Here is a 17,423-nt window from a genome sequence, read left to right on the forward strand (position 1 = left end):
CGGACAGGGGCGTCGGAGATATCACCTATGAGCCGATCCGTTACCGTCCGGCGTTTTTCGCGTTGTCAGGGGGTGCGGGCCTCGCGTCCGCAGCTCACCCCCTTCTTTACTAGGAGTTCTCAATGTCTCGTATGACGAAGGTCGCCGCTGTCATGGCCGGCACCGGCGCCCTGATCGCCGGCGGCGCCGGCATGGCGTCCGCGGACGCCGGTGCGCAGAGCCTCGCCGCCGCCTCCCCCGGCGTCGGTTCGGGCAACAGCGTCCAGGTCCCCGTGCACGTCCCGGTGAACCTCTGCGGCAACACGATCAACGTGATCGGCCTGCTGAACCCGGCCTTCGGCAACACCTGCGTCAACGCCTCCGAGGGCCACGACGACGGCGGCGACGGGGACTACGGCTACGGCCGCTGATCTCCCGCTCCACCGGAACGGCCGGCTCCCTCCTCGCGGAGGGGGCCGGCCGTTCCTCCGTCCGGGCTCAGGCGTAGCGGTAGACCTTGCTCTGGTCGAGGAGTTTCCTCGGGGGCACGCCCCAGGGGGGCATCGCCTCGTCCAGGCCGAAGACGTATTCGCGGTCCTGGCTGGGCGAGGCGGGCTTGCGGCCGGGCAGATAGGCGGACTTCGGGTGCGCCTTGCGCCACCGGTCCCACAGCAGGTCGATGAAGGAGTGGTGGAGCCAGAACACCGGGTCCTCGGGGGAGGCCGCGCCCGCCATCGGGCCGCCGACCCACTGGTGGACCTGGTTATGGAGGCCCACCGTGCGCACGCCCCGGATGCCCCACCCCTCGATGCGGTTACGGAAGCCCTCGGTGCTGATGCTGTTCCAGGGCTCGGTGTCGTAGACGGGGTCCTTGAGCGCCCTCGCCACGTCGTCCTTGGTGGGGAGCGAGACCGGGTTGCTGCCGGGCCTGCCGAAGTTGCGGGTGAGGTAGTTCTCGTCGGTGACGCCCTTTCCGACACTCCAGTTGCCCGCTTCGTAGGCGAACGCTCCGGTGGTGACCTGGCGGTCACCGGGCCTGCCGTTGCTGCCGAGGAAGTCCTCCGCCCACAGGGACGAGGTCTGCTTGTTGTCCTGGGTCCAGTCCCAGTAGGGGACGCTGACGCCCGCGTCGACGCCCTGGAGCGCCTTCTCGAACTCCAGCAGGTACTGGCGGTGCCAGGGGAAGAACGAGGACGTCATGTGCGCCGGGCGCGGCCGGCGCTCGGTGTCCATGACGTAGTACTCCCGGTGCATGACGACGAAGTCGTCGTAGCGGCCGGAGCGCTTCAGTTTCAGGATCGCGTCGACAAGCCGGCGCTTCTCGGTGCGCGTGAGGTCGCGCTGGTTCTTGCGGGTGTACACCGGTGCTGGTCCTCCTGGTTCACATGTGGTGCGCGACGGGGGGCGCGAGTGAGGCGTTGCCTAGCTCGTCGACGGCGGCGCGGGCCGTCTCCAGCAGCGTCGGGTACGACTCGTAGTGCCGGACGTCGCTCAGATAGGTGCCGTCCGCCCGCCGCATGACGTGCAGCGGCCTGCCGTCGATGCGGATCTCGGTGACCGGTTCGGCGACGACCGCCACCCGGTCGTCGTCCGGGGCGCCGGCGGGGACGATGACGGTCGCCGTCCCCCGGATCTCCCGGCCCCGGTACATCTCGGCGAACTCTTCCGTCGTGGACGACTTCGTGGCTGACTTCGCGGATGACTTTTCCGCCGTGGATCCCTTTTCCGCCGTGGATCCGAGGGCCTCGGGTCCCGGTGCGGGCCGGGCCGCGGCGGCCTGCTCACGGTCGAGCAGCGGGAGCAGGGCGCCCGCGGTGCCCGTGACCACGGCCGCGGTGAAGGCTCCGCGCAGGACGATCCGGCGGGAGGGAACGCGGGTGCCGCCCGGTTTCGCTGGGGTGGGGCTCATGAGAAGACTGCCTGCCTCTCGTTAACTCGTCCGAGGTGCTGCTGATGGCGATGTTGACAACGAGGCGGTGCCGAAACAGTTCTCGTGCGTGCGGCGTACGGCGCACACGCGGCGGTCACGTTCCGTCAAACGCGTGAGGGTGCGGGGCCATCGGCGGCGACGGGCCGCGTCGGGAGGGCCTGCGCGGCGGGCGGACCGGAACATGGCCTGGCGAACCGTGGAGGTGATGGGCATGACCGTTCCGAACCAGCTGTCCGGCGACCGTGTGCTGCGCGCGGCGGACGTCGATCTGGCCGACCCGGCGTTCTGGCGGCTGCCGCGCCCCGAGAGGCTCCGGGCGTTCGCCCTGCTGCGGGAGCTGGACGCGCCGGTGCTGTTCACTCCCCGGCCCGGTACCGCGCGTACCTCCGGCACACCGTTCCACGCCCTGGTGCGCCATGCCGACGTGCGGACCGCGAGCCGCACGCCCCAGGTGTTCGCGAGCGCCCCGGGGGTCACCACCCCGGAGCCGGCCGGCTGGGCGAAGGCGCTGTTCGGGAACTCGATGGTCAACATGGACGGGCCCGAGCACGCGGCGCTGCGCCGGATCATCTCGCGGCGGTTCACGCCCCGGCTGCTGGCGGACGTCGAGGAGAACGTCGGCCGGCTCGCCGGGCGGCTGGTGGACGAGCTGATCGCCGAGCGGCCCGGGGACTTCATGCCGTCGGCGGCCTCGCGGCTGCCGCTGGAGGTGATCTGCGACCTGATGGGCATCCCGGAGGCGTACCGGGCACGGATCGCGGAGCAGATCGACCACGCGTCCGAGCACGTCGGCGTCGAGCGCCGGGGCCGGGCCCGGCTGCGGATTCCCGGCCGGGGGCTGGCGTCCCTGGCCCGGATGCAGTGGGTCATGGGGCGGCTCGCCCGGGAGCGCCGCCGGCACCCCGAGGACGACCTCGTCTCGGCGCTCGTGCGGGCGGACATCGACGGCGAAGCACTGTCCGGGCGGCAGCTGGGGGCCTTCTTCTCCCTGCTGCTGGTGGCCGGGGTGGAGACGACCCGCAACGCCATCGCGCACGGGCTGTTCCTGCTCGACCGGCATCCGGAGCAGCGGGAGCTGCTGCGGTCCGACTTCGACCGGTACATCGGCGGCGCCGTCGACGAGATCGTCCGGCATTCGACGCCGATCATCCAGTTCCGCAGGACCGTCACCGCCGTATGCGAACTCGGCGGCCGCACGTTCCTTCCGGGGGAGAAAGTCGCTCTCGTCTATGCGTCGGCCAATCGCGACGAGGCGGTTTTCACCCATCCGGATCGCTTCGATATCACCCGGTCGCCCAATCCCCATCTCGGATACGGCGGCGGGGGCCCGCACCACTGCCTGGGGGCGCATCTGGCCCGTCTCGAAATGACGGCCCTGTTCCGGGAACTGATCGACCGACGGCCTGTCATGCGGAAGCTGGGAGATCCGGAACTGGTCGATTCGAATTTCGACAACCGTGTCGGCTCGCTGCCGTTCACGTTCGGCCCCACATTCACCTGAACGGCACGCCCGCAACGCCGAATACGATAAATGGACTCCTGCGCATGCCGCCGGTGCATGATGATGAAACTCTCTCCCTATCAGGCCGAACCGGCCGGAATTCATCGCAGCCAGGAGGAGTAATGCCGGCAAAGCGCCGTCTCATCGTCTCGTGCATCGCGGCGGCCGCTCTCAGCCTCCTGGCAGGGGGTGGCATCGCGGGCCAGTCTCCGCCGGGCACCGATTCCGTCGACGCCGCCGCCCCCGGCCCACCGGGCGCGGGAAGCGGCACGGCGCACGGCGCGTATCTGGACTACGGGCCCGCCGGGGTCAGCAGGATGGCCGAGCTGTCGCGCTGGCTCGGCGGGGCGGAGCTGCGGGTGGGGCACACGTATCTGCCGGGCGATCTCTGGGTGAACATCGAGGGCGCACCCGATTTCCTGGACGCCTGGGCGGACTGGAGACAGGCGGACCAGGACCGGATGTTCGTCCTGAACGTGCCGATGCTGGAGCGCAACGAGGAGCGGGTCCCGGACGGCGAGGTGCGCACCCTGCTCCGGGCCGGCGCGGCCGGGGACTACGACCAGCACTTCACGAAGCTCGGTGAGCGCCTGGTGGGGCTGGGCGTCCCGGACACCGTGATCGTGCTCGGCTGGGAGATGAACGGCACCACGTACACCCATCGGTGCGGTCCCGATCCCGCGTCCTGGAAGGCGTACTGGGAGCGGATCGTCACCGCGATGCGCGCGGTGCCCGGCCAGGAGTTCCGCTTCGACTTCACGCCGAGCCGGGGGCGGGACGCGGTGCCGTGGACCGAGTGCTACCCGGGCGACGACGTCGTCGACATCATCGGGATGGACTCCTACGACCAGCCGCCCGGCGAGACCTTCGACGACCAGATCAGCGACCCGTACGGGCTCCAGAAGCACGTCGACTTCGCCGCGGAGCACGGCAAGCCCATCTCGTTCCCGGAGTGGGGGCTCTTCCGCAACGGCGACAACCCCGAGTACATGCGGCGGATGCTGGAGTGGATCGACCGGCACAAGCCGCTCTACCAGACGGTCACGGACTACTGCCCGCACGGCGTCTGGCAGTGCAAGAGCAATCCGCGGTCCTCGAAGGTGTTCCGGACGATGCTGACGGAGATGGCCGCGCCCGCCGGGCCCGTGCCCAGCCCCACTCCGACGCCGACACCCACGCCTACGGACCCGGCCCCGTCCCCGACGGTCCCGCCGTCCACGCAGCCGTCCCCGCCGGTGGCGCCCACGCCCACGCCACCGGTGACCGACGCGCCGCCCGCCCGCAGGTGGTGCGTCACCGTGCCGTTCGGCGACTGGCTGGGCCAGTGGCTCAAGGAGCGCAAGATCTGCTTCCGCTACTGACCCCGGGCATGGAAACGGCTCCGGCCCACCTGTCGGGGGCCGGAGCCGTCCACCCACACGGGTCCAGCGCGGGGGCAGGGGGACGAGCAACCGCTTGTCACCACCACCAACGCGGGCACCGCCCGCTCCGTCACGCCGCCGAACGAGGGACACCCCCCGCCCGGACCGCACACCGGGCGCACCGGGCGCGGTCCGGGGCGACGCGCGACCATGGAAACCTACAGAGGGTGGTGAGGTGCAATGGCATCCGCCGATGAGGGCTCCCCGGCGGAGCCCGGCCCGCTGCCCTCCGGGGACGGGCTGCGACCGGCGCGGACGGCCGACGACGCGGCGGCGGTGATCGCCGGGGACGGCACGGTCATCGGCTGGACCCGCGGGGCCGAGGCGCTGCTCGGGTATCCGGCGGCCGAGGTGGTGGGCCGGTCGGCCACCCTGCTCCTGGCCGGCCCCCCGGACGCCTGGCGGACGGCCGCGGTGGCCGCGCGCTGCCGGGCCGGTTCGGGGTGGAGCGGGCTGATCTCCCTGCGGAACCGGGACGGCCGAGCGCTGGACATCGACGTGCGGGCCACCGCCTCGTTCCAGATCGCCGGGCAGGAGGGCTTCCTGGTGTCCGGGCGGGAGCTCACCCCGCACTGGACGATGAGCGGGTCCGTGCTCGACGACTTTCTGACCCGGTCGCCGGTCGGGATGGCGGTGCTCGACCCCGAACTGCGCTATCTCTGGCTCAACGACACCCTGGAGCGGTTCGGCGGTGTCCCCCGGGAGCAGCGGCTGGGACGCCGGCCGGGCGATGTGCTGCCCGGAGCGCTGGCGGCGCCCATCGAGCGGCTGATGCGACAGGTCCTGTCGACCGGCGAGGCGATCACGGATTACGAGTATCTGGGCTGGAGCTGGGCCGATCCGCACCGCCGACGGGCGTACGCGAGCTCGTTCTTCCCGCTGGCCGACGCCCAGGACCGGCGGGTCGGCATCGGCTACCTGGTCCTCGACGTCACCGACCGGTGGAACGCGCGCCGGCTGCTCGCGCTGGTGAACGAGGCCGGAGCGGCCATCGGCAGCACCCTGGACGTACAGCGTACGGCGCAGGAGCTCGCCGATTTCGCGGTGCCCCGGTTCGCGGACTTCGTCTTCGTCGACCTGCTGGAGACCCCGTTCGGCGGTGACCGGCCCGGGGCGGCCGCGCCGGCCGAGGGCGAGCGGCCGGCCATGCGCCGGGCAGGCATGAGCTCGGTGCGCGAGGGCTGTCCGGAGGCAGTCGTACGGGTCGGGGAACCGGTCGATTTCGTGCCGCCGCCGCACGACGCGCACTTCCTCCTCGACGGCGACCCGGTCCTGCTGCCGGTGCTCGACCCGGACAGTCACGGGTGGACGGTGGAGCAGCCCGCGCGGGCCGCCCGGCTCCGGGAGTTCGGGCTGCACTCGCTGATCTCCGTGCCGATGCGGGCGCGCGACACCGTGCTGGGGCTGACCACCTTCATGCGGTCGCAGAATCCGGTGCCGTTCGACGAGGACGATGTGGCGCCGGCCCGGGAGCTGGTGGCCCGTGCGGCCGTGTGCGTGGACAACGCCCGCCGCTACACCCGGGAGCACACCGCGGCGCTGGTGCTCCAGCGGAGCCTGCTGCCGCACACGCTGCGCGGTGGGACGGCGCTGGACGTGGCGTCGTCCTACCTTCCGGCGGACGCGAAGGACGGGGTCGGCGGCGACTGGTTCGATGTGATCCCGCTGTCCGGCGCCCGGGTCGGGCTGGTCATCGGCGATGTCGTCGGGCACGGCATCGGGGCCGCCGCGACCATGGGCCGGCTGCGCACCGCCGTACAGACGCTGGCCGACATGGATCTTCCCCCGGACGAGCTGCTGGCCCGCCTGGACGATCTCGTCCTGCGGCTCAGCGAGGAGGAGCGGGCGGGGGGCCCGGCGGAGCGGGGCGGCACGACGGTGGTGGGGGCCACCTGCCTGTACGCCGTCTACGACCCGGCGAACGGCTGCTGCACGATGGCGCGGGCCGGTCACCCGCCGCCGGTGGTCGTCACACCGGACGGCACGGTCAGTTTCCCGGACCTGCCCGCCGGGCCGCCCCTGGGCCTCGGCGGGCTGCCCTTCGAGTCACTGGAGATCGAGCTGCCCGAAGGGAGCCTCCTCGGCCTCTACACCGACGGGCTCATCGAGGGGACCGACAAGGACATGGAGAGCGGCATGGAACGGCTGGGCCGGGCGGTGTCCCGGGCCGCGCTGCCGCTGGAGGATCTGTGTCCGGCGGTGGTCAAGGAACTGCTGCCCGTCCCGCAGCCGGACGACATCGCCCTGCTCCTCGCCCGGACGCATGTCCTGAGCCCCGAGCACCTGGTCTCGTGGGACGTTCCCGTGGACCCGGCGGCGGTCGGGGAGACCCGGGCGAAGGTCTCCCGCCAGCTGGAGGCGTGGGGGCTCGCGGAGCTGTCGATGACGACGGAGCTGATCGTCAGCGAGCTGGTGACCAACGCGATCCGGTACGGCTCGGGGCCGGTCCGGCTGCGGCTGCTGTTCCAGTCGGCGCTGACCTGCGAGGTGTCCGACGCCAGCAACACCTCGCCGCGGCTGCGGCACGCCAGGACGACGGACGAGGGAGGGCGCGGGCTGTTCCTCGTCGCGCAGCTCGCCCATCGGTGGGGCACGCGCTACACCCCCCGGGGGAAGATCATCTGGGCGGAGCAGCCCCTTCCCTGAACGCCCCTGATCGACACCGTCAGGAGTGGGCCGACGCCTCCTCGCGGGCGAAGAGGCGGGTCAGCGGGCCGCCGGCCAGGATCAGCTCGTCCCAGGTGCCCTCCTCGACGATGCGCCCGCCGTCCAGGACCACGATCCGGTCGGCCCTGCGGACGGTGGCCGGGCGGTGGGCGATCACCAGGGTCGTCCGGGTGGCGGAGTCCACCGTGAGCGCCCGGGCCAGTTCCGCGTCGCCCCGGTGGTCCAGATGGGCCGTCGTCTCGTCCAGGACGAGCACGCGCGGGGCGCTCAGCAGCCCTCGGGCCAGGGCCACCCGGGCGCGCTGGCCGCCGGACAGGGTCGCCCCGCGCTCGCCGACGGCGGTGTCGAGCCCGTCGGGCAGGGCGTCGGCGATGAGGTCGACGCCACAGATCCGTGCCACCGCGCCGACCTCGTCCGCCGTGGCGTCCGGGGCGCCCAGGCGGAGGTTCTCGGCGAGGGTGCCGTGGAAGAGCGGGGCTTCCTGCCCGACCACGGACACGGTGGCGCGCAGCTCCTCCTCGGTGAGGTCCCGCAGGTCGACGGGGTGGGCCGGGGCGGGGGGCACGAGCTCCAGGACGCCTTCGGCCGGATCCCAGTACCGCGCCAGAAGGTGGGCGCAGGTCGACTTGCCCGCCCCGGACGCTCCGACGAGGGCCACCGTCTCGCCGGGCCGGACGGTGAGGTCGACGCCGTCCAGCACGGCCTCTCCCCCGTAGCCGAACCGTACGCCGCGCAGCCGCAGGCCCAGTGGTCCCGCCGGTGCGGGGCGGGGGGCGGTCGGCGCGGGGGCTCCGGCGGGGGCGTGTACGGCGGCCCGGACCCGTGCCGCGGCGGCGCGCAGGCCGCCCGCCCGGCCGAGTGCGGCCGCCGATTCGGCGACCGGAGCGAGGGCGCCCAGGGCGAGGGCCAGGGCGGCCGGGGCCCACGCCCCGTCCAGGCGTCCGGCGGACGCGGCGTGGGCGGCGGCCGCCACGACCCCGATGACGGCGGCGACGACCAGCAGATCGCGGGCCGCGCCCGCACCGGTCTCCCAGGACTGCTCGGCGCGCTGGGCGCGGGCGAGCCGGCGCCCGGCGGACCTGAGCCGGGCCCGCCTGCGGTTCAGCGCCCCTGCCATCAGGAGTTCACGCAGCCCGTCGACGCTCTCCACGGTCTCGGACGACACCTCGGCGAGCGCGCTCCGGGTCCGCGCCCCGCGCTCCGCCCGCCCGCGCGCTTCGAACACCGGCGACCAGATCAGGAGCAGCGCGGCGGGCACGACGGCGAGCAGCAGCCAGGGCCCGAGGGCCGCCAGCACGGTGGCGGACACCGCGAACACCACGCCGGAGGCGAGGAGTTGGGCGATGGCATGGGCGTAGAAGAACTCCAGTGCCTCGACGTCCCCGAGCGCGGTGGCCGCGAGGTCGCCGCTGCGCCGGCCGGCGATCCGGGCGGGGGCGCTGCGGGCCAGCCCGTCGAAGACCCGGACACGGAGTTCGGCGAGGACCCGGTAGGCGAGGTCGTGCGAGAGGTCCATCTCCCGCCAGGTGGCGAGGGCCCGCAGCAGGACGAGCCCGGCCAGGACGGCGACGGTCCCGGGGGTGGGCGGGCGGTGCTCCGTGACGGCTGTGCCCACCGTGTACGCGGCGAGGGTGACCAGGGCCACCAGGGCCGCCTGGTCGACGAGGGCGGCCAGGCAGGTGCGCAGCACGGTGACGCGGTGCGCGCCGAGGACGGGGAGGAGGGAGCGCAGGGCCCCGGTTGCGGCATCGCCGGGCGAGGCGGCGGAGGCGGTGAAGGTGGCGGAGGAGGTGGCAGAGGAAGAGGAGGCGGAGGGGCCGGGCGTCGGGGGACGTGGCGGATCGGCCGGGGCCGGGGCGTGGGGCGGGGTCGGGGTCATGCGGCGTGCTCCTCCTGTGCGGTGCGCCCGGCCGCGACGAGCGAGGCGTAGACGCCGCCGCCCGCGAGCAGGGTGGTGTGGTCGCCCGCCGCGGCGACACGGCCCGCGTCGAGGACGACGATGTGGTCGGCGTCGCGTACGGCGTCGAGCCGGTGGGCGACGACGACGCAGGTACGGCCGCGGCCGGTGGTCGTCAGCTCCCGGACGATGCGTGCCTGGCCGCGTTCGTCGACCGCGCTGGTGGCCTCGTCCAGGATCAGGACCGGGGCGTCGGCCAGCAACGCCCGTGCGAGGGCCAGCCGTTGGCGCTGTCCGCCGGAGAGGGTGGCGCCGCGTTCGCCGACGAGGGTGGCGTAACCGTCCGGCAGCCGGGCGATCTCCTGGTCGATCCCGGCGGTGCGGGCGGCGGCGCGGAGTTGTTCGTCCGTGGCGGCGGGGCGGGCGATGCGCAGGTTCTCCGCGACGGTGGCGTGGAAGAGGTAGGTCTCCTGCGAGACCACGGCGATGCCCCGGCGCAGGGAGGCGAGGGTGTACGCGGCGGTGTCCGTCCCGGCGACGGTGAGGCGGCCCCGGTCCGGGTCCCGTTGCCGCAGCAGCAGGCTCACCAGGGTCGACTTTCCCGCCCCGGACGGACCGACGACGGCCGTGGTGCGCCCGGGGGCGGCGGTGAAGGACACGCCGTCGAGGGCGGGCCGCCCGCTCCCCGGGTGGGTGAAGTGCACGTCCTCGAAACGGATTTCGGGGGCGTCCTGCCAGACGGCGGGCACGGTGCCCCGGTCCGGCACGGCGGCTTCGGCGGTGCGCAGTCCGGCGATGCCGTCGGCCGCCGACACCCCGAGGTAGCCCGCGTGCCACTCGCGGGAGAGGTCGCGGACGGGGCGGAAGCATTCGGAGGCGAGGAGGAGCAGGAGGTAGGTGCCGGTGGCGGCGGTGCGGCCGGTGGCGGCCGAGGAGCACGCCACGAGCACGGCGGCGACGGTGCCGCCCTGGACGGCCAGGTCGGTGAGGCCGGTGTCGACGAGCGAGACCCGGAGCTTGGCGACGGTGGTCCGGTGCAGGGCGGCCGACCGCCGCTCCAGCCGTTCCCGTACGCGGCCGACGGCACCGGCGGTGCGCAGGGTCGGCATCCCTTGGAGAGCCTCCAGGTAGTCGGCGGCGAGGGCTTCGTAGGAATCCCAGTGCTCCTTGCCGCGCCGCGCGAGCAGCCGGTCCCACCAGCGCGGCCCGAAGAGGGCGAGCAGCAGGGCGGGGCCGAGGGCGAGGGCCGCGTACGGCTCGACGAGCGCGACGGCGACGAGCAGCAGCGGCGGAGCGGCGCAGGTGATGAGGAGTTGGGGCAGATACCGCGAGATGTACGCGTCGACGCCCTCGACGCCGTCCACCAGCGTGGCGCGCACGGCTCCGGCCCGCGCACCGGTGATCGCGGTGGGCCCGAGCGCGCCGAGCCGCTGAAGGAGAGTGTCGCGGAGCCTCACCCGTACGGTGGCTCCCGCCGTGACGGCGGTCAGGCGCTGGGCGCGGCCGAGGGCGGCGCGGACCAGGACGACGACGATGACGGCTGTGAGCAGCGGGGCGAGGGCGGCGGTCTCCCCCTGGGCGATCCGGGAGAGGACGACGGCGAGCAGAACGGCCTGGGCGAGGTGGGTGGCGGTGACCGCCGCGAGCAGTGCGGTGGCGAGGCCGAGCGGGCGGCGCGCGGTGCTCGCGGCGCGCAGGAGTTCCGGGTGGAGCATCATGGGCGTACTTCCTCGCCGGGCGGGGGTTGTTGGGGGTCGGGTGCCGGGGGTCGGGGGTCGGGTGTTGGGGGCCGGTCCTGGGGTGCCGGTGCCGGTGCCGGATGCTGGGTACCGGTTCCGGTCGTTGCGCGCCCGTGCCGGTGCCGGACGTTGCGTGCCGATGCCGGTTGTTGCATGCCGGTTCCTGTCGTTGGGTGGTTCCGGGTTACGTGGGCGGCTTCCGGGTTACGGAGGTGGGGCGGACGGGCTCCGGTGTGCTCGCGGGGGCCTGGGGCCGCCCAGGGCCAGGCCGTGCACGATCCAGTCGCGTCCGGGGGTGTCGCCGAGCGCCGCGCCCAGATCCGCCTGCTGCCAGGAGCCGATGGGGCGTGAGCGCAGGCCCAGTGCGGCGGCGTGGGCCTGGGCCGTGCCGACCGCGTATCCAGCGATGAGGCGGCTGCTGCGGAAAGCGGCCGGCGGAGCGTCCTCGGGGCAGCCGTGGGCGAGGAGCACCGCGCCGGCTGTGCCGACCCACTGCTGGTGCGCGGCCCAGCGGGCGAGGGTGGGGCGCGCGTCGCCGGTGGCCCGGACGGCGAGGCCCCGACTGCCGGAAGCCGATACGTCGTACAGGGCCGGGGTGGCACCACCGACCGCTGCGGTCCATGCGGGTCCGGCCGGCCGAACTGTCCGCGCGGTGGCCACGATCCGGGCGAGCGCGTCGTGACCGGGCAGATGGTTCAGCCCGTCGGGCGGGGCGCTCCGGCGCGCTTCCAGGACATCGTCGGTCACCGCTCCCGGGCGCGGGGCCGGGTACCAGGTGCCGCCGGGCAGTGCGGTGGCTTCTGCGATGTGGTGCAACAGATGCCGTGCCGCGGCGAGTTCGCGGGGCGGGGAGGTCTCGGCTCCGGGTTGCGGCTCCGGAGCCCCGGCTCGAGGCAGGGCGGCCCAGGCACTCAGTGACCCATCGGCGCCCCCGGCTCGGCCCAGGGGGTACAACTTGGCTGCGGCGAGCGGCAGTTCCGGCTCGGTGCCCGGCCATACGTCCTGCCAGTCCGGGGCAGGGGGCAGCCCGGCGGCGGCGGACAGCAGGGCTCCGTCCGCGTCGAGGGCGACCCGGACCCCGACGGCCGGGGGCCCGGCCAGCGCGAGGGCGGCGGCGGCATGTCCCGCGTCCAGGAGCAGCAGCGGCCAGGCCCGGTGGCCGTAGTGGGCGACGGTGCGGGACGCGGCCACGGTGAGGACGACGAGGGCGCCCGGGGGGACGTCGGCGGGGGCCGGGCCACGCGGATGGGCGCGGTGGGTGCGCGGGTCGTAGGCGTAGCGTCCGGGCGACAGCGAACATCCCGGCCCGAGCAGCAAGTGGGCGCGCACCGGATGGAGGGCGCCCGCCGAGGGAACGGGCCGCAGCCTGCCCGGCGTGCCAGTGGGTGCGGCCAGGGACAGCCGCAGCACACGGTCCAGGTCGATCGCAGCCCCGGAACCGGTCCCGGACAGCGGCAGCCCGGGACCGTTCCAGGGAAACGGGCGCTCCGGGACGTACGGGGAAAGGTCCGGAACCCTCGGCGACCGGGCGTCCGCGAGCGCCTGACGCAGGAGGGCCGGCGCGGGGCGCTCGGTTCGGGAGCCGGGAGCCGCCCCCGGGGCACGGGCGGAAGCGGACGCGTCCGGCGGCACGGGAGCGGGTTCGGCGACGTGGACGGCACGTGGCCCGGGCGTCCCGGAGGCGGACGCGGCGGTCCGTGCGGCGCGCGCACCCGAGGCGAACACATGGGGCAGCACGGCGCGCGCGCCGGAAGCGGCCTCGGCGGTCGGCATGGAGGGCTCCCCGGAAGCGGGCGCGGTGGACAGCGCGGGGCACAACCCCGCGACCGGTGCGACGGGCAGCACGGTTCTCGCCCCGGAAGCGGGCGCATCGGTCGCCACAGGGCGCGCACCGGAGGCGGGTACGCCGGACGACTCAGGGCACGCACCGGAGGCAGTCGCGGCGGGCGCCACAGGGCGCACACCGGAGGCGGGTACGTCGGACGACGCAGGGCACGCACCGGAGGCAGTCGCGGCGGGCCGCACCGCGTGCGCACCGGAGGCGGACGCGTCGGGCGGCACGGCGCGCACCCCGGCAACAGGCATAACGGGACGCACGGTTCGGGCCCCAGGAGCGGCGGGCGCGGCGGCTCGGGCCGAGGTCTCGGGCATGGCGGTGTGCTCCTTCACATGTGCGGCGGCGGGGCGAGGGTGAAGTCCTGCGGGGTGGCCGGCGGTCGGGAGCGCCAGCCCCGGGCGAGCGCCGCCGTCGCGAAACGCGGGCAGCCGAAGTAGCCGAAGGCAGCAGGGGAATTGGGGATCAGCCCGGAGACCAGGACGCGGGCGACACGCAGGGTGGTCTCGGCGACGTCCTCCGTGGTGAGGTCCGCGGTGATCACCCGGTGCCCACCGGCGGCGAGCGCCGCGTCGAGCCCGGTGCGGCTGCCCGGGTCGATCGCGGCGACCGGGACCGTACCGCGTGCGGGTTCGGTGAAGCGGCGGGCGAGCGGGGCCATCCGGCCGTCCAGCCAGACCTGGACATGGGCGCCGAGGTCCCGGACGGCGGCGAACTCGGGACCGCAGTCGTCGAGATAGCGCCGGTCGGGGCGGTGGTCGAGGTAGAGGCCGCGGGCCAGCATCCCGGCTTCCACCGCCCGGTACACCCAGCCGTCGGCGTCCACCGCACCCTGGGTGAACACCCAGGTGTGCACGGCCTCCAGCACAGCCTTGCGGGCCGCCTCCGCCGGGTCGTACCGGCAGGCGAACCCCGCCGCGTATATGCCGCGCCCGGGATCGTGCACGAGGGCCGCCACGCAGGGGGCGAACTCGGAGGGCATCTCCACGATGCGCACGTCCAGCCCACACCCGGCGAGGTCCTCGGAGAGGCCGGGCACGCTTGCCGGGTCGATGCCCCGGGTGGGCCCGTCCAGGTGCCACCACAGCTCCAGCGCGTCGCGCTCGACGACTTCGAGGAGCCCGCGTTCGGCGGCGTCGTCGAGGCCCTGCCCGGTGGCGATGCCCGCGTAGTTGAGGTGGTGGGTGCGGGGCAGCGAACGCGGTTCGCCCTGACGCCAGTTGAGGTGGGTCAGCGCGACGGGGGCCCAGCAGGGCTCCCCGTTCTCGACGGCCCGGGTCCACAGCGCCGGTGTGTCGGGGGTGAGTTCGGCGTACGGGAACCCCGGGCGGGCGTACTGCCAGGGGGCGTACGTCGGCAGATCACCGGGCTTCCCGTAGAGGCGGTGGCCCTCGGCGGTCAGTTCGGCGGCGGTGGCCCGCCGGGGCTCCTGGGGGTGGCCGGGCGGTGGGAGTCGGTTGCCGCAGTAGCGTTCGACGGCCTCCGCGACGGCCGCGATCCACGCGCCCCGGGGGTCGCCGAACGTAGTGCCGAGCGAGACCCGGTCGGCGGGCCAGGCGCCGAGACGGCGGGCGTCGGCGACGTCGGCGGTCATCGCGGTGTAGCGGGGCGGCGCACCGGCGGGGTGCTCGACGGGCCCGACGGCCCGGATGATCCCGCTGACGGGATCGACGAGGGCCTCGATGGGCAGGGCGCTGGTCAACGGCATATCTCCGGTACGGGCTCGACGTAGCGGCGTCGGGCGACGACGGGCAGGTGGAGGGCGCTGCCCCGGGGGTTCACGGTGCGGCGGGACGGGGCGAGCCGGGTGGCCGTGACCGGGTCCTCGCCGGTGTGCGGGTTGCGGGCGTGGGCGGGGAAGTGGTGTCCGGCGATCTCGGCACGCAACCGGGTCCCGGCGGGCAGCCGCCGGCCCAGTGTGCCGAGCGGCACGGTGATGTCCGCGGCTTCGCCGGGCGGGCCGGTACGCCGGACGATGCCGAAGGCGAGCGGATCCGCTCGGCCGGACGGGTCGAGTGCGGTCAGGCGTACGGCCCAGTCGGCGCAGGGTGTGTCGGCCGTGACGTTGATCCGGGCGACGGCGGCCCCTGCCAGGTCGAGCGGGCGGGGCAGCGGCGGTGAAAGAAGCAGACAGCGATCGGCGCGGTCGCCGTCGGCCGGGACGGCGAGGTCGTCGGAGCGTACGGGGTGGTCCGGGTCGGCGCTGAACTCGGCTCCGTGGAGCAGCCGTAGACCGGTGGGCGAGCCGAAGGGCCAGGCGACGGTGCGGGCCCGTTCGACGTCCGGCCCCTCGGACCCGGACCCGCCCGGCGGGGTGGCGGCGGCAGTGATCGCGGACCGGGGAGCGCTCCGCACCCGCGTGCTGTGCCAGCGTCCGCTGTCGCCGAGGGCGATGACCCCGTGCCGCGTCGGATCCAGGCGGTCGGCGAGCGCGGCGCGGGCCCACCGTACGTACAGCGCACCGAGGTTGACGCGTGCTCGGGACGGTGCGGCCGGGTCGGCGGTGAGTCGGTGTCCCCAGGGGCCGAGCAGCAGACGGGCCGGGCCGCCCCAGCCGTGCCACAGGGCCACGGTGTCCTCGGCGAAGGGGTCACGGGTGCCGCCGACGGCGAGCAGCGGAGTGCGGGCGGCGGCTCCGAGCTCGACGAGCCGGCCTCTTCCCCGGTCGGCCCAGAGCCGTGGCCAGGACGGCAGTTCGCGCCCCAGGCCCTCGGCCAGCCGCTCCGCCAGTCGGGCGATCGGGAGGTGTTCGAGCAGCCCGGGGTCGTCCGCCAGGGCGCGGGTCAGGGCGTCCGGGTCGGAGTCGCGGCGGTCGCCGTGGGCCGCCCACCAGCCGGCCCGGGCCCACAGCCGCTCCGGGCCGCCGGGCTCGCGCGCCGTCTCGGTGAGCCCGAGCGCGGGGACGGCGGCGATGACGGCGTCGGGGACTCCGTCGCGGAGGACGGCGTCGGGGGCTCCGTCACGGTGGGCATCGTCGGGAATCCCGTCTCGGAGGGCCTCGGCGGGGGCGGCGAGTGCGGTGACGAGGGCGCAGTGTGCGGCGTAGGAAGCACCTGCGGCGACGACCTCTCCGTTGCTCCACGCCTGTGCGCGCACCCACGCGACGGCGGCCGTGCCGTCCGCCCTCTCGTGGCCCCAGTAGGGGTGCCACTCCCCCGGTGAGCCGTGGCGGCCGCGTACGTCCTGGGCGAGGGCGGCGAATCCGTGCGCCGCCCAGCCGCGCAGCTCGGCGCGGTGGGCGTCGCGTCCGTAAGGGGTTCTGATCACGACGGCGGGACGGGGACCAGGCCCGTCCGGGAGGCATACGTCGGTGGCGAGCGCGATGCCGTCGGGTGTGGGGACGTACACGGTACGGGTGTTCACGGGCGCGCCTTCGCGGTGCCGGTCCCGGCGCGCGTCCCGCCCCGTGTCGGAGCGGGCAGAGGTGCGACGTCCGGGACGGGGAGCACGGGGTGCTCGGTGACGGTGAGGTCGCGCAGGTCGATCCGGCGCAGCCGACGGCGCACCAGGAGACCGACGGCCCCGTCCGGTCCGGCCCCACCCGGTCCCGCTTCGGCTTCGGCTTCGGCTTCGGCTTCGGCTTCGGCTTCGGCTTCGGCTTCGGCTTCGGCTTCGGCTTCGGCTTCGGCCCAGGCGATCAGATCGGCGGTCAGGAGCGCGGCGATCAGGGCGGCGGAGGCCTCGGTGGGGTGCGGACCGGTGTCGGGGGTGCGGTGTCCGGCCCAGTACGCGGCGAGTTCGCGATGGGCGGCGGTGGCCGCGAGCCTGCGGAGACGGACGTGCCGGGAGGTGACGTCACCCGGGGCGGCGGCGAGAGGCTCGATCCAGGTGTGCGCGCCCTCGCGGTGGCAGCGCAGCCAGGCGATGCGTCGCCCGGGCAGCCGGTCCGCCGTGTCCCAGAGCCCTTCGGGTACGGGTGAGTCGAGGCACCACACCACGGCGACGCGTCCTTCGGCGCGGTGTTCCGGGGCCGCCCGGGCGAGCTCCGCCACCCGGTCCGGGGTGGTCAGGTGGACCTCGGCCCCTTCCGCCCCTGCGCAGCGCGCCACCGGACCGGTGAGCACGCGGTCGCCGAGGACGTGGACAGTGCGGCCGGCGAGCGGAGCCCGCGGCAGGGCGGACACCGCGTGTCCGCCGGCCTCGAACGCCTCGACGAGCCGGGCCAGTTCAGCGGCGTACGGGCCTTCGCCCGGCGCCCCCTCCCCCATCAGCCGGCGCACCAGGGCTTCGCCGTCCACACCGCCGGTGTCGATGCGCAGGAACTCCCCTCCGGAGGTCCGGAGCACGGGGCCGGCACCGGGGACGGTGACGATCCCGGCACCGGGAGCGAGTCGACTGCGGGTCACGGAATCCTCCGGTGCGGGAAGCGGGAAGCGGAAGGGGATGTGGGAAAGGGGAGTCGGGAAAGGGGATGCGGAATGTGAAGGCGGGGCGCTCGGCGGCTGAACGGGCGGG

12 protein-coding genes are annotated in these 17,423 nt (G+C 74.6%); 4 read left to right on the top strand and 8 right to left on the bottom strand.

What is annotated here, in order from left to right; all coding sequences use genetic code 11:
* Positions 1 to 122: 122 nt before the first annotated feature.
* Entirely contained in the window at positions 123 to 410 is a 288-nt protein-coding gene (locus tag ACIQPT_RS00915) for a chaplin (protein WP_137235028.1), read from the top strand.
* Positions 411 to 477: 67 nt separating this feature from the next.
* Here the strand turns inward: ACIQPT_RS00915 and ACIQPT_RS00920 are convergent, their stop codons facing one another.
* Together ACIQPT_RS00920 and ACIQPT_RS00925 are read right to left on the bottom strand one after the other, a co-directional pair.
* The gene (locus ACIQPT_RS00920) at positions 478 to 1,341 is read right to left on the bottom strand and encodes a tyrosinase family protein (RefSeq protein WP_401151020.1); all 864 of its coding nucleotides are present in this window, start codon (positions 1,339 to 1,341) and stop codon (positions 478 to 480) included.
* Positions 1,342 to 1,360: 19 nt separating this feature from the next.
* Positions 1,361 to 1,888: a tyrosinase family oxidase copper chaperone gene (locus tag ACIQPT_RS00925; protein WP_401151023.1), complete on the bottom strand. Its 528-nt coding sequence runs from the start codon at positions 1,886 to 1,888 to the stop codon at positions 1,361 to 1,363.
* 232 nt (positions 1,889 to 2,120) lie between these two features.
* On the opposite strand from ACIQPT_RS00925, the gene ACIQPT_RS00930 reads away from it, so the two are divergent.
* From ACIQPT_RS00930 to ACIQPT_RS00940, 3 genes are all read left to right on the top strand, one after another.
* Complete coding sequence (locus ACIQPT_RS00930) at positions 2,121 to 3,410, top strand: cytochrome P450 (protein ID WP_401151026.1); 1,290 nt, start codon at positions 2,121 to 2,123, stop codon at positions 3,408 to 3,410.
* 122 nt (positions 3,411 to 3,532) lie between these two features.
* Positions 3,533 to 4,771: a glycoside hydrolase family 26 protein gene (locus tag ACIQPT_RS00935; RefSeq protein WP_401151029.1), complete on the top strand. Its 1,239-nt coding sequence runs from the start codon at positions 3,533 to 3,535 to the stop codon at positions 4,769 to 4,771.
* A gap of 240 nt (positions 4,772 to 5,011) precedes the next feature.
* Positions 5,012 to 7,477: a SpoIIE family protein phosphatase gene (locus tag ACIQPT_RS00940; RefSeq protein ID WP_401151032.1), complete on the top strand. Its 2,466-nt coding sequence runs from the start codon at positions 5,012 to 5,014 to the stop codon at positions 7,475 to 7,477.
* A gap of 19 nt (positions 7,478 to 7,496) precedes the next feature.
* Here ACIQPT_RS00940 and ACIQPT_RS00945 read toward each other — a convergent pair whose 3' ends face one another.
* From ACIQPT_RS00945 to ACIQPT_RS00970, 6 genes are all read right to left on the bottom strand, one after another.
* Positions 7,497 to 9,377: an ABC transporter ATP-binding protein gene (locus ACIQPT_RS00945; RefSeq protein WP_401151034.1), complete on the bottom strand. Its 1,881-nt coding sequence runs from the start codon at positions 9,375 to 9,377 to the stop codon at positions 7,497 to 7,499.
* A complete protein-coding gene (locus ACIQPT_RS00950; protein ID WP_401151037.1) occupies positions 9,374 to 11,113 on the bottom strand; it encodes an ABC transporter ATP-binding protein/permease in 1,740 nt (579 codons plus the stop codon). Before ACIQPT_RS00950 ends, ACIQPT_RS00945 begins: the two co-directional genes overlap by 4 nt.
* A gap of 225 nt (positions 11,114 to 11,338) precedes the next feature.
* Complete coding sequence (locus ACIQPT_RS00955) at positions 11,339 to 12,907, bottom strand: nitroreductase (RefSeq protein WP_401151039.1); 1,569 nt, start codon at positions 12,905 to 12,907, stop codon at positions 11,339 to 11,341.
* A gap of 392 nt (positions 12,908 to 13,299) precedes the next feature.
* Entirely contained in the window at positions 13,300 to 14,670 is a 1,371-nt protein-coding gene (locus ACIQPT_RS00960; RefSeq protein ID WP_401151581.1) for a YcaO-like family protein, read from the bottom strand.
* On the bottom strand, positions 14,667 to 16,331 hold the full coding sequence (locus ACIQPT_RS00965; RefSeq protein ID WP_401151042.1) for a CocE/NonD family hydrolase: 1,665 nt from the start codon (positions 16,329 to 16,331) through the stop codon (positions 14,667 to 14,669). Before ACIQPT_RS00965 ends, ACIQPT_RS00960 begins: the two co-directional genes overlap by 4 nt.
* A complete protein-coding gene (locus ACIQPT_RS00970; RefSeq protein ID WP_401151044.1) occupies positions 16,328 to 17,314 on the bottom strand; it encodes a hypothetical protein in 987 nt (328 codons plus the stop codon). The genes ACIQPT_RS00965 and ACIQPT_RS00970 overlap by 4 nt, the downstream gene beginning before the upstream one ends.
* Between the last annotated feature and the right edge of the window lie 109 nt (positions 17,315 to 17,423).

Origin of the sequence: Streptomyces sp. NPDC091289 (assembly GCF_044757365.1) — a bacterium.
GTDB lineage: Bacteria > Actinomycetota > Actinomycetes > Streptomycetales > Streptomycetaceae > Streptomyces.

Bases quoted from the DNA above. Each gene is read 5' to 3' on its own strand.
- ACIQPT_RS00915 (WP_137235028.1), top strand. From the start codon at position 123: ATGTCTCGTATGACGAAGGTCGCCGCTGTCATGGCCGGCACCGGCGCC.
- ACIQPT_RS00925 (WP_401151023.1), bottom strand. From the start codon at position 1,888: ATGAGCCCCACCCCAGCGAAACCGGGCGGCACCCGCGTTCCCTCCCGC.
- ACIQPT_RS00930 (WP_401151026.1), top strand. From the start codon at position 2,121: ATGACCGTTCCGAACCAGCTGTCCGGCGACCGTGTGCTGCGCGCGGCG.
- ACIQPT_RS00935 (WP_401151029.1), top strand. From the start codon at position 3,533: ATGCCGGCAAAGCGCCGTCTCATCGTCTCGTGCATCGCGGCGGCCGCT.
- ACIQPT_RS00940 (WP_401151032.1), top strand. From the start codon at position 5,012: ATGGCATCCGCCGATGAGGGCTCCCCGGCGGAGCCCGGCCCGCTGCCC.
- ACIQPT_RS00945 (WP_401151034.1), bottom strand. From the start codon at position 9,377: ATGACCCCGACCCCGCCCCACGCCCCGGCCCCGGCCGATCCGCCACGT.
- ACIQPT_RS00950 (WP_401151037.1), bottom strand. From the start codon at position 11,113: ATGATGCTCCACCCGGAACTCCTGCGCGCCGCGAGCACCGCGCGCCGC.
- ACIQPT_RS00955 (WP_401151039.1), bottom strand. From the start codon at position 12,907: ATGCCGACCGCCGAGGCCGCTTCCGGCGCGCGCGCCGTGCTGCCCCAT.